Source organism: Bifidobacterium sp. ESL0769, from assembly GCF_029395495.1.
Classification (GTDB): Bacteria; Actinomycetota; Actinomycetes; order Actinomycetales; family Bifidobacteriaceae; genus Bifidobacterium.
The window spans coordinates 2386704-2399578 of sequence record NZ_CP113918.1 but is presented as its reverse complement, the minus strand read 5'-3'; the positions used below and the strand labels follow the sequence as shown (position 1 = coordinate 2399578).

At 55.2% G+C, this 12875-nt stretch carries 6 protein-coding genes; 4 read left to right on the top strand and 2 right to left on the bottom strand.

What is annotated here, in order from left to right; all coding sequences use genetic code 11:
• Positions 1 to 69: 69 nt before the first annotated feature.
• Together OZX72_RS09245 and OZX72_RS09240 are read right to left on the bottom strand one after the other, a co-directional pair.
• Complete coding sequence (locus OZX72_RS09245) at positions 70 to 2448, bottom strand: PASTA domain-containing protein (protein WP_277158400.1); 2379 nt, start codon at positions 2446 to 2448, stop codon at positions 70 to 72.
• Positions 2449 to 2665: 217 nt separating this feature from the next.
• Positions 2666 to 3472: a DUF3800 domain-containing protein gene (locus tag OZX72_RS09240; RefSeq protein WP_277158399.1), complete on the bottom strand. Its 807-nt coding sequence runs from the start codon at positions 3470 to 3472 to the stop codon at positions 2666 to 2668.
• Positions 3473 to 3732: 260 nt separating this feature from the next.
• Here OZX72_RS09240 and OZX72_RS09235 point away from each other — a divergent pair, with 260 nt between their 5' ends.
• The 4 genes from OZX72_RS09235 (at position 3733) to OZX72_RS09220 (ending at position 12864) form a co-directional block, all read left to right on the top strand.
• On the top strand, positions 3733 to 6555 hold the full coding sequence (locus OZX72_RS09235; RefSeq protein ID WP_277158398.1) for a prolyl oligopeptidase family serine peptidase: 2823 nt from the start codon (positions 3733 to 3735) through the stop codon (positions 6553 to 6555).
• A 328-nt stretch (positions 6556 to 6883) separates the two neighbouring features.
• The gene (locus tag OZX72_RS09230) at positions 6884 to 9745 is read left to right on the top strand and encodes a leucine-rich repeat domain-containing protein (protein ID WP_277158397.1); all 2862 of its coding nucleotides are present in this window, start codon (positions 6884 to 6886) and stop codon (positions 9743 to 9745) included.
• 173 nt (positions 9746 to 9918) lie between these two features.
• Complete coding sequence (locus OZX72_RS09225) at positions 9919 to 11238, top strand: alpha/beta hydrolase (protein ID WP_277158396.1); 1320 nt, start codon at positions 9919 to 9921, stop codon at positions 11236 to 11238.
• A gap of 642 nt (positions 11239 to 11880) precedes the next feature.
• Complete coding sequence (locus tag OZX72_RS09220; RefSeq protein ID WP_277158395.1) at positions 11881 to 12864, top strand: CTP synthase; 984 nt, start codon at positions 11881 to 11883, stop codon at positions 12862 to 12864.
• The last annotated feature ends 11 nt before the right edge of the window (positions 12865 to 12875 follow it).

The following is a 12875-nucleotide window of genomic DNA, read 5'->3' as shown; positions in this document are numbered from 1 at the left end:
GCCGTGCCTTGTGCGTCCCAAGCGGATCAACGATGAATCGGTTGAGATTCGCAGGCACGGCTGGGGTCGTCATTGTTGCAGATAGAAGACGCCTTCCTTTGAAGGTGGGGTTATCAACGTGGTGCTATGGCCGTTGAGGAAGGTCAGGTACGGCCTGTCGGTGGGCGCAGGGGTGATACCGTCGGCCGCGTTGTAGTTGAAGTCCGGATTCGGTATCGACGATTCGCCTTCCGTGTACCACCCGGACGTGTCCGAACCTTTGAAGACGTAGATGATGTTGGTCGGAGTAGAACCCACCGCTTCGCTGTCTGACCCGTGGAAGTGCACGAAGGGCGCATTGGGCTTGGCCGGGTACGCATACGATCCCCAGGTGTTATTGGTGTTTTCCGGGGTCGAAAGAATGAGCTGACTCTTGCCGTTGGGGATTTTTTCATTTTGGTTGCCGGTGAGTAACCCGGTTTTATCTAATGCAATGCATTCGTTGCTTTCGTTGCAATAGTTGCCGGCAATCGGCGAAAAGTCGCCCTTGGTCGTGGCTGCCACAATGTCGTCAGGCGTCGGGTCTTTGGTGGTGGGTTGAGCGGCTTTGTCGTTATCGTTGCCTTTCGCTGTGTCTTTACTGCTGTTGTCACCGCCGATGACATACTCCGGCAACGAGCCCCAGTCAAGCTGAGGGCCCTCGACTAGATAATACGCAGTCTCGTCGCTGGGTGCGGGTTTGAATGGTTCCAGCTTCTGACTGCTGAGAGCGGCAAACGTCGGAGCGAAGGGATTGAGTGTGCTGAACGAGGTCATCGGTATGCTGGTCTTGTCGTAGAGCTTTTTATCGCGTCTGATGAAGAACGGGCGTGAGGTGTCGACGGCTTTCTTTTTCTGCGCTTGTGCAAGCGCATCCTTATCGAAATAATTTGCGCCGGTTACTTTGGACATATCGGAACCGACTGGGAAGTAGATGTATAGCGGGCCCATATCATAGGTGGCCCCAGACATTTGGCCTAGACCGCCTGGCTCGTCCAATCCGACGAATTTGCCGTTGACGCATCCGCCGTCCTCTTGCCAAACGCCGCCGCATTCGTATCCGATAGCCGTCTGATAAGGTGCGAGCTCAATCGCGCCGGAACCCTTCGTGTAAAGGGATTGAAGCCGGCCATCTTCTGTTGGGCAGTACGCCTGTTGTGTTGACCCGCAGAATAGCAACGTTTTACCGAAATCTTTGCTTTTCTGAGCGGGGAATTCGGAGCTTACGGTGGTCGGCATTTCCCCGGGGCTGCTGGAGTTGTCGGTGAAGTCAATGCAATCGCTGCCGGTGGTGCAGTATTTTCCTGTCACGGGTGCTGCTGATCCCACGAGGCCGTCGGCTGGAGCGTATGAGTCATTCGGGTATGCGTTTTTACCGCTCACAGCGTCCTTGAAGCCGCTGGCGTCGATGCCGTAGTAGAGGGTGAGGTTGCCGCCGTTGGCCTCGCTGCCGGGCTTGGGGTTGGAGTCTACGATTTTGCCGATTCGTGCCTTTGATGAGAATCGGGGCTTCAACGTGACATTGAAGCCGGCGCTCGCATACTGCTGTTGGGCCTGGTTCTTGTCCTGACCCACGATGTCGTAGCCCACGCCGTTGCCTTGCTCGGCGACGCCGATGTTGATGCCGGTTTTGGTGTCGGAGACGGCTTGGCCGTCGGCAGGGTAGGAGGCGATGACGGTGTCGGCCGGGGTCTTCTGATCGGTGACTATCACTTTATAATAATGAACGGGAACACCCATGCTGGCGACGGATTTTTGGATTTTGCGTACGGACTGGCCGTGGGTCCCTTGCGGTACGCCGGGGCCGTTTGAGGCGAAGACGGTGATCGGATTGCCGGTGCTGTAGCGCTTGTTCGCCTGGATATTGTTATATCCGATGAAACTGCCTTTGGGCTTTGCCGAGAAGGTCTGCTTGATGGTGGTCTTGAAACCGCGTTTATGTAATGAAGCTTCGACGTCGGCGGCGGTGAATTCGTGGGTTTTGCTGGACTTGACTACTCCGAGATCGGCTGGGTTTGGGACGGTTTTGCCACCCCAAAGTTGGGCTTTGTATGTGCCGAAGCCCGCCCCTACCGCTACCAGCGCGACCGCTACGATGGCCGCGATGATAATGATGAGACGCTTTTTGCTAGTTGTTTTGACGGCTGTGGTTGCTGCTGTCGGAGCTGTTGTTGTTACCTCTGGCGGTGCCGGGATTGCAGCATTTGTGTCTGGCACTGCCGGCGTTCCTGAGTTCGCTGTACTTCCCTGTGGTTGCGGCACATTTTGCGGCATTGGTACGTGGACCGTGTCGGAGGGTTGCGGTGCATTGTTGCGCGGGGGTATGTGCACGTCGCTGCCTGCACTCGCAGAAGGCGTAGGTGCCCCGCATTTGGTGCAGAATTTCTGATCGTCATCGAGCTTATGCCCACATTTGTTGCAGAACTTCATCGTTTTCTCTTTTTCGTTTTCTCTCCAAAACAGCTCTGTTACATATATATGGTACGACTCCCCATACCAAAAATGTCACACAGTTATGTGCGTTGTAAAGATTGCTGTTGAAAAATCGGCGAGGTTCTCCCTCGTCACTTCGGTGGACCCGCAGGTCCATATGCAAATTCGCAAATGATAATGAAGGAATATTCTTATTTTTAAACAAGCGGATTGCTTACAATGGTTCTTGATAATAGCCTGTAGGTGAAGGTGTTGGAAGAACGAACATACTATGGACTTTGTTGAATTCTACGGCTAATTTGTCTTCGGTCTTAGCCTTTTTGCCTTTGAAAAAGGTTTTGTCCGAATTGGTAAGCAAGTTTTCGCTCAGTTTCAAATTTAATAAGGATAAGGTGCAAACCATGTCTGCAGCTTGGAACAGCTTATAATTTTCTGGTTTGACATGTGCCTTAAAAAGGACGATGCTCGCGCTCAGCTCTTGTTCAAAGACATCGTGAATAATGCTACCAAGGTTTCGTTGGCCAAAATCGTAGTAAATTTTTATTTGCTGGAAATTAGAAAAATATTCACGATTTTCGCGGATAAAGTTAGTGAGATGGTTGGCAACCGCATCTCGGATAGCGTTCTTGTTTAGGTAATTTGAGCCACCTTTTGGAGTAGAGCAATATAGTCGTTTGTCGACATTGATACTTCGGGCTTTTACTCCAGCCAATCCGCAGCAGTGCATAAAATTGAGCATAGCGTCGAAAAGCTGTCTGCGTCGCTTCATTGCAATCTGATTGAATATTTCATCTCCTCTGATCAACGGTGCGGAATGAATGGCCCAGCTCGCCTCAACTGGGGCTATTCCGGAAAGAGTATCGATTGATTCTTCGAGCTTTGTTATATACGGGTTTATATTGATGGCTTGATCATGGAAGACAAGAGCAACAATGTAATGGGCATTAGTAAAGAGACGAACCCCCTGTGGCAAATCTTCATTGCCTGATTCGTCAATAAATATGCTCAATTCACGTTGCATAGCCTAATTATATATAACAAGGAGAAAAGAATTGAGGCGGGGACGAACCCCGCCTCAGGGTGGACCAAACTACTTAATAGTCCATTGATAGTCAGTTTAGCACCTCTGTGGACGAGAACGGGACCTAAATTTCAAAAGTGTTGTGTAAATAGGCTCATTGCCGCACAAGTTCATGGTTACTAAAAGATACCGCACAAAGCTCAAGTGGTTACTTTTGGTAACCATGCATTCGTGTGAGGCTCATTCTTTATACTGGAAACATGACTTTGGGCAAGACTGAAAATAACATGGATTTGGATGCGCAGGCAAAGGCGGTTGCGGAGTTTCCGGGGCGGAAGGCGCGGACGTTGCGGTTTACGGGTGGGGCGCCGCGGGCCGTACAGGTGATTGGCGACGGGTCGCGGGCGCTGTTTCTGCGTTCGGACGGATCGGAGGATCTGGTTACTTCGCTTTGGATGAGCGTTATCGATTCGAGCAAAATTGGCAAAGACAACGTCGAGAATGGGCTGAGTGTTAAGGAAGACGAGGGTAACGATTCGCATCGCGAAGTACTGTTGGCAGATCCTCGAGAGCTCCTCGCCGATGCCGACAACGAGGACGTGCCGGCGGAGGAGAAGGCGCGGCGTGAACGTGCGCGCGAAGGCGGACAGGGAATCGTTTCGTATTCCGTGGATTTGGCTGGGCGACGTGTGGCCTTTACGATTAACGGCCAGCTATTTGTCAGCGAGATTGACGAGGACGGCGACGGCGCTCGTACGCGGCAGATTGCGATTGGGGGTGCTGATGATGGCGGCGAAAATCATCTCAGCGATGTTACAAATTCTCATGATGGCGGCGATGGAACGGTTGCCGATTCGAAGGCTTCATCGTCTAGCAGCAAGTGGTTGCCGGTGCTGAATCCGCGGATTTCGCCGGATGGGCGGCATATTGTTTATACGACGGGTACCCGGCTGGTGATGGTGGATATCGCTGATTGGGATGATACAGGATTTGATGATGCGGCTCGTCGGTCTCATAATCATGCGCATCCGCACACTTGTGCGGCCGAGATGCAAGACGCTTACGAAGCTACTGGAGATGTCAACGATACCAACGCTTCCGGCGACAGGTTCAGCACGGTCTGGAGCGTTGGCAATGACCCGAGCGAGACGCTCAAAATCGGATTGGCCGAATTTGTAGCGGGTGAGGAAATGGACCGCTACGACGGCTTCTGGTGGGCTCCGGATTCGCGTGGCCTGCTGTTTGAAATGTACGACAGTTCGCCGGAACCAATGTGGTATATCAGCGATCCGGCCAATCCAACCAAGTCCGCAACTGGCCGCCGTTACGCGCGGGCGCTCACTAAGAACGCCATCGTGCGGCTCATGTTGGCCCATCTTGAATTCGAGGAACCGAATGATATTGCGGGTAATGGAATTGGCAACGGCGATGACGGTTATAACGATAACTGCGACAATGACGGGAATTGCGGAAATGGCTATAGCGACGAAAGCGCCAATGCCAGCGAACAAGCCAAAAGTGGCGACAAAACTGGCGCAACGCATTACGTCGGTTGCGATGTGCAGAACGTTTCGTGGGACCGCGAAGGTTACGAATATGTGGCGGCAGTGAGCTGGAAGGCGGGTCACAGGCCGTTGGTGCTGGTGCAGAACCGTCGGCAGACGCGCGATCAGGTGTTGGAAGTTCAGTCTGACGGGCGCACCCACGTTCTGGAAGAGCATGCCAACGACCAGTGGATTGATCTCGTGCTTGGTACTCCGGCCTTCACGCCGGACGGCCGCTTGGTCTGCGCTTTGAACGATATGGATGCTGATACCAACCGGTTGACCGTTGACGGGAAGCCGTTTACGCCAGTCGATTGGCAGGTACGAACTGTGCTCGACGTCAGTGATGAGAACGTGCTTGCGGTCGTGCAACGCACGCCGCACGAGGTTTCTGGCTCGGCAAATGAAAGCACGGTGGCGGACTCTAGATGTGCAGCTATGGAGATTGCTTCGGAACGCGGCTCGCTTCCGGCTGTTCCCGCGGCTTGGCAGGGTGGCGAAGCGCTGCACGACGCCCGCAGCTATGATGTGGTGACTATTGATTTTGACGGAAACATCACGCCAGTGACCGCTGGTCCGGGTGTGTGGACGGCCAGCCGCGCTGGCAATGGCATCGTCATCTCCGGTCACGATATGGTTCATCCCGGTTCGGTAATGGTGCACGCGTTGACCAATATATCCGAAAATAATCGTGCTGACAACGTACTCACGAAAGACTCCGGTTACGTTACGGAAGCTGCTATCGCCAGCTATGCCGAAACCCCCGGTTTCACGCCGAATACCGAGTTTGTACGGCTGGGCGAGCATCGCATGTTTACCGCCATTACAAGGCCGAGCGCTTCGAGTAAGTTCGCCGGAGCGGCCAAGCTGCCAGTGTTGCTGAAGCCGTACGGCGGTCCCGGGTTTCAGCAGGTCACTTTCTCTCAGGCCGGTTACGCCGAATCGCAATGGTGGGCCGATCAAGGCTTCATCGTGGTCACAGCGGATGGTCGTGGCACCACCGGTCGCGGGCCGAAGTGGGATCGCGAGATTTTCGAAAACATGAAGGATGTGACCTTGGCCGACCAGGTCGAAGCGGTGCGTGCGTTGCCAAGCGTCGTGCCAGACGCCGACCTCAATCGCGTGGCGATGATCGGTTGGTCGTACGGCGGGTTCCTTTCGGCGCTCGCGGTGCTCGATGCTCCTGACGTCATCCATGTGGCCTGCGCCGGTGCGCCGCCGACGGAATGGACGCTTTACGATACGCATTATACCGAGCGTTACCTCGGCCTCGATCCGGCGGTCTATGAACGCAACTCCATCGTTGCCGATGCCCCGAAGCTCACCCGCCCGCTCATGCTCATCCACGGGTTTGCCGACGACAACGTCAGCATCGCCAATTCGCTCCGCCTCTCCAAGGCCTTGATGGAGGCCGGCCGCCCTCACACCTACCTGCCGCTCACGGGCATCACCCACATGACCAATGACCCCAAGGTCGCTGAAAATCTGCTTACTCTCCAGCGCGACTTCCTCTACGATGCACTGGGAATGAAGAAATAATTGGAATTTCACCGTGTGCTTTCTTCCTGAGCTTGAACGCTTAAATTAGTTGCGCCGTTTGGTCGGACAGTAATAAGCTAAAAAGCGAGGTTCTTTTCTCGGAACCTCGCTCATGGCTCTTTTGTATGAAATATTAGGAAGTAAACCGCGTGTTGTTGGTGGTTCGCTAGTTGCTATTGTTATAAAGCGATAAATATTATCGGAAATTTGATTTGCTTGACAAAGCATATTAGTCTAAAAGCAATATATATAGTCTTTTTTGAGGGGAAAGTCTTTGTCGGGTTTGGGGAATAAGCCGAAGCGTTCTGAACGCATTTCGCATATAAAAGTGTCTGCAAAGAAACTGTTCGTTTCGCTGGCTGCCATGCTGGCGGGGACGGCACTGTTGCTGTCTGGCGGCGGCATGGCTATTGCTGGTGAGCACCAGTCGCAAGCCCCCACAGCTCAGCGTCAGTCGCAAGCGGCCGCAAGTCATGGCAAGGCAGCGGCTCAGCCAGTGCCGCTCATGCCCCGTATTAATCCGAGTGCTGCTCAGGCTGGCCATACTCCTGCACCGGCTCCACAGGGCGGCGGCATCGCGCCCCGTTCCGGATGCATAGTCGGCTCGACCACCATATCGGCCTGTTTCCCGGACCCGGTGTTGGCCCAGCTCGTCGCGTCCGCGAACTCGACCACGGTAGGTGCTTTGCTTACTCCGGCCATGGTCACCAATACCACGTCCTTGCAGGCCATTGGCTCGGATAAGATGACCAGCACCGCGCCCAGGATTACCGACCTGACTGGTTTGGAGGTACTCACCAATCTCAACTCTCTGGTATTGCACAACCAGAGCATCACTGATGTGACGCCGCTGGCCAATCTCAACAATCTCACTAGGATTGACTTGGCTCACGACAGGAGCGTTGCCGGTTTGCCTAGCATCTCAAGCATCGCTTCTCTTTCCTCGCTTCCCAACGTGAGCACAATCCTGATGGATTACAACAGAGTCAGTGATTTGTCGCCGATCAGCAGCTGGCATTCTCTTCAGGTCATCGGAATGGATGGCAATGGCATTTCGAGCGTAGGGTTTTTCAGCACATCAAGTTTTCTGAATCTTCAAGCACTTTATATTATGGACAACCAGATTAGCGACGTATCTGCGCTGTCGACGCTACGGACGAATCCGAATTTCCTTCACCTGGATCTCGGCGGCAACCGAATCACCAATCTATCTCCGCTAAGCGTACTTACGCAGGTGAAGTTTTTGGATGTTCAGTTCAATCCAATCACCGATATCTCAGCGCTCGCGCCGTTGACGAATCTCCTGTTCCTGAGCATACGAGCGGATCATCTGACCAATTTCTCGACCTTATCGCTTTTCACTCACTTGACCGTTCTGGATATTGCCGATTGCGGCATATCGGATCTTACTCCGATATCGGGTTTGACTGAGATGCAGACGTTGTATGCCTGCGATAACAATATTTCCTCTCTTGCGCTGCTGTCGGGCATGACCCAACTTTATGAGCTGCATGCAGGCAACGAATGGTATACCAATAGCGGTGGCAACACGTGCACGAACCTCAACCAATTGCTTCCCTTCACGCATCTTGGGGTACTGCATATGGAGAATCTACACACGCTCACGGACCTCACGCCGTTACAAAGCCTGCCGACTCTGACCGAGCTGTATCTGACAAATGACGGCCTCACCAATACCCAGCTCGGCAAGCTCAGTGTGCTGAACAACCTGAATGTTCTCAAGGCCGACCGCAATGCGCAGATTTCCAATCTCACCCCGCTCAGCGGCCTGGTAAGGCTCACGACGCTGAACCTCGACTACGACAACATTTCCGATATCTCGGCTTTAAGACCGCTGACCGCCATGAATTCGCTTCATCTGGTCAACAACCACGTCGCCGACCTGACTCCGATGTCTGGTATGACAAATCTTCTGTCGAATGTGGAAACCAGCAACGTTGATATCAGCGGCCAGACCTGGCAGCTTGACGACGGGCATTCGCTCCACCATGTCAGAGTGCAGACCGGCAAATTGCCGGACGGTTCGTACGCTCCGCTCGACACCGCGGCGGGATCGGTGGTGCCGGCGAGCGGGTACACGTTCGATGCGCCGAGCGGCACGGTGACTTGGGCGAACATCCCTGCGTCGATGTCTTCCGTGAAGGCTGGGTTCTCCGCGCAATCGGTCTCCCTCGGCTCCGCGGCTTTTCCTTACAGCGGCAAGGTGACCCGCGGCATAGGAACGTTGACCGATCACGAGGTGACTTTCGACACGGACGGTGGTTCGGCCGTGCCGTCCGAAAATCTGAGCGACGGCGATACGTTCAACGAGCCGCAGACCACGAAAGCGGGCTGGCACGTCGACCATTGGATTGAGGTTCCCAGCGGCACCACCTATCCCTTCACCTCGGGCGTCTCGCCGGCCGTTCTCAGGGACTTGAATTTGAAGGTGATCTGGGCGCGAAATATGCATAACGTGACTTACGATCCGCATGGGGTCGCATGGACTGACAGGCCCGCCACACCGGCTCCGGTCGCCTATGATTTGACTATCGCGAACGCGCCTTCGACGGCTGGTTTGGCGGTTCCTGTGAACTACCATCTTTCGGGCTGGGAATATCAAGTAGCCGGCGGCGCGTGGGCTCCGTTCAAGTTCGGCCCTTCGGCTTCCGGCACGCACATGCCTGATGCCGACATCACCGTCCGCCCGGTCTGGACGAGGAGTACGCACCAGCTGACGTATAGCAACAATGGAGGAACCTGGCCGGGTATGCCTGCGCCGGGTACGGTGAACGAAGGCGATACGGTTGCGCAGCCTGCTTCCGTCTCCGGTTTGGTGGCGCCGAGCCATGAACGGCTCTCCGGTTGGGAATACTCGGTTGATGGTACGACTTGGCATGACTTCGAGTTTGCAGGTTCCGCGAACCCGACGGCGGTGCCGGGTTCTGATTTCACCGTGCGTCCGAAGTGGGTGTCGCTCTCGTCGTCTGTGCCGCCTTCGTCTTCCGCATCTTCGTCGTCCGATCCGTCTTCATCACCAGCTCCGAACACGGGCTCCAAGCCCGCTTCGCAGACCTTGTCAAAGACCGGCGTTGGCATCGAGCCTGTTGCAATCGCGATGATAGCGGCGTTGGTGCTCTCGGTCGCGCTTGGGTTTGGCCTCATGGTTTTTCGCCGACGCGAAGAATAAGCCATTGATGCGCTAGCCATCTGACGACCCGGCACGGAGCCATATTCTTCTGATGCCGGGTCGTCTTATCTGTATCGAATACCTTTATATTCCTTATCGGCCAATTAAATATGGTGTTTGACGTAAGTGAAACCGATGCTAAACGTGCCAGCGGGTGCAGATAGACTGGCGGTATGCATATGCCGTTGATTGACGAGAACCATTACGCCGAGGTGATGCGCGATACCGTGCTGCCGGCGCTCGCGAAATGTCGCGAGGAAGGCTGGATGTCGCCTGCCGGCGTGGCCGATACCGCTGCTGCTTCAGCTCCAGCGCAAGGTTTGGCGCCAGCGGCTAGCGCAGATGTAGCCAATGGTGGTAACAGCGTCAATGTCAATTCCCGTTCTACAGATTCGGCTTCTGCGAATATCGCAAGCGGCGCCACCCACGTCGGTATGGGTGACGCAGGAATCGGCATCAGCGGAGCCGGCATCGACACCGGACCGGACGACGAGGACGAGCAGCGGATCATGCGCAGCAAGCTCTTTGGCATCTCGTCGCTGGCAGCTCCGCCCACGCCCGGCAAATTGCATTACGTTTGTTTTGATGCGCACAAGTTCGACGCCCTTAATATCGATGGTGCCAGCGCCAAGTTCCGTGGGGCCATCGTTTTCTCGTTCGGGTTCACGGAATTCGCGGCCAAGCACGCCGAGATGACATGGTATTTCCTGCTTGCGGGCTACTCCGTTTGTATTCTGGAGCATCGCGGACACGGCTATTCGGTGCGTGACGTCTCGAATCCCTCGCTGGTTTGGATTGACGATTGGCGGCGATATGTCGCGGATCTGGCCAAATTCTCGCAGACCATCGGGCGGCAGTACGCGGGCGACCAGCCAATGCACCTGTATTCGCATTCGATGGGCGGCGGCATCGGGGCGGCGATGCTCGAAAGTTTCCCGATGCTCTTCAACCGTGCCGTACTGTCTTCGCCGATGATTGAGCCGGTGACGGGCATGCCCAATTCCATCGCCGGCCCCGCCACCGCGCTCGCCAGCGCCGTCGGGCTTTCGCGGCATCGTGCGCCCGGCCAGACGGAGTTCTCACCGACCATGAAACTCAAGGGTTACGAGGGTGCCGAGCAGTCGCGCGTGCAATGGTATTTCAGTCTTCGCAAAAAGGACGTGCACTACCAGACGAACGCCGCCACTTTCGGTTGGGTGAACCAAGCGCTCAAGATGTCGCACGCGATTCTTTCGCGCGAGGCCTGCTCGCGCATCGAGACGCCGATCCTGCTCTTCCAGGCCGGCCGCGACACGTGGGTGCACAATTCGGCCCAGAACCGTTTCGTCGAGCGCGTCCGCGTCGAAAGCGGGGACGTGGTGCTGGAACGCGTCGAGCCCGCCGTCCACGAGATCTTCAGCATGCCGAACGCTATCCTCGGTCCTTATGTCGATCGCATCATCGACTTCTACGGCGAATCCGTGGAGGACATGGTCGCCGAAGAAGAGGAATAGCGCGGGGACTGTGGCCGTAGCATAACAACGTTGCTGTTGTATCCATGGTGCGGCTGTGTGGGGGTGAGGTACCCATCGTGTGACTTGTGTGTTCTGCTTATGGGTGTGCACCTATGCGTGTTGTGTGCATGGTGTGTGCCTGTATGCGTTCTGCCTGTGTCGTACCTGCTATGTGGCAGGTTCTTGATTGCGTTGTTTGTGGCGCTACTGATGCGGTTTGACGGCACTGATAACCTGTGAGCCATGTGCGATTCGGGGTCGGCGTCCCATGAGTTTTGTGTAATTGATGATAAATGCGACTTTCCCCGCACTAAGTGGGATATAGGTGCGGGAAACAACCCATTTAGCGTTTCTATTTGCGACTTTTCCCGCATAAATGTGTGTGGAGTGCGGGGAAAGTCGCATTCCCGCGGGTTTGGTGAGGCGGATCCTGTCGCTTGTGCAGGAAAGTCGCATTCCCGCGGGTTTGGTGAGGTAGATCCTTCCGTTAGTACAGGAAGCAACGCATTCCTGCAGGTTCGAGATACCGGTGCTGGAATGCCGACAAACTCGAGTTATCCACAACACGCCGAAACCCCGGGCATTCGACCACATAACCCGTTTCGGCTGGACTTTCCGCGAAAAGCGGTTTTGACTGGATACATGGGAACCTATCGAGATGTCGCCGGGGTGATTGCCCAAGCCGAAGCCGCGAAATGTTGCGCAGTGCCGACCGGCCGTGCTCAACGCGATGCCATGCGCCGTCGCCGGGTTTCTGGTGAACTGGTGTGTCCATACCATCGTACGTATGCGAGGGGCGACTATTGGCGCGCGCTCAATCCCGAGCAGCAATCGATGCATGTGATTAGGGCTTTGGCACGTATCGAGCCCACTTGGACTTTCGCCGGTGTCAGCGCGGCGGTGGTTTGGGAGCTTGACCATTCGTGGAATCTGCATCGCGACGGGCTGGTCTGGATTGCCACTTCCGGATCCGTTCATACTTCGGGCGATTCACATTTGCGGCGAATATTTGTCGCCCACTTAGAGACGTGGGCCATACATGGTGTGAAGGTGACCAGCGTTGCAAGGACGTTGGTCGATTGTGCCCTGCGATATTCTTTCCGTGCGGTTTTGCCGATGTTTGACGCGGCTTTTCGCAAATACTCAATCAGCCAGGATTCCGTGCTGGAAGTTTGCGATACGGTGCGTGCCGACGTTGGACCGGTGCTTAAGCTCATGCATTATGCCAATGCTGCCAGCGAGAATGGCGGCGAGTCGCTTTGCAGGGCAGTGATTATCGAGCATGGGTTTGCGATTCCGCAATTGCAGAGGGTTTTCGTTGATCCCACGAACCCGCAGAATGAATATCGGGCGGATTTTACGTGGCGGTTTGCAGATGGGCGCGTGATTGTCCTTGAATTCGATGGCAACGAGAAGTATGTCAACCCCGTAATGACGCGGATGCAGAGCACTGAGCAGGTTGTTTACGAGGAGCGGCTGCGCGAATCAGCCTTGCGGCGAGCCGGCGTTACGGATTTGATTCGCACGAACTATCGTGAGGTGCTTGGGCAATCGGTTTTGGTGCATAAGCTTCTGGCTGCGGGTATACCGCTTGCGGATAGCGGGTCTCGGCTGCTTGAATCGTGATCACCGGCTTG